The following is a 243-nucleotide window of genomic DNA, read 5'->3' on the forward strand; positions in this document are numbered from 1 at the left end:
CCTGCTGGGCACGCGCGAAGCGGCGCTGCTGCTGGCCGATGCGATTGGCCGCCAGCAGCGCATTTGCGTCGTGGCCGATTACGACTGCGACGGCGCCACCGCCTGCGCCGTGGCCTTGCGCGGCCTGCGCATGCTGGGCGCCCAGCAGGTCAGCTACCTGGTGCCCGACCGCGTGGTCGATGGCTATGGCCTGACGGCAGCGATTGCCGAGCGCGTGCACCAGCAAGGCGCGCAGGTGCTGGT

At 71.6% G+C, this 243-nt stretch carries 1 pseudogene; it reads left to right on the plus strand.

The features are described from left to right. Window positions 1–243: pseudogene (locus H928_RS26975) on the plus strand (single-stranded-DNA-specific exonuclease RecJ); the annotation flags it as partial.

Origin of the sequence: Comamonas sp. B-9, assembly GCF_000410635.1 — a bacterium.
Taxonomy (GTDB): Bacteria; Pseudomonadota; Gammaproteobacteria; order Burkholderiales; family Burkholderiaceae_C; genus Comamonas.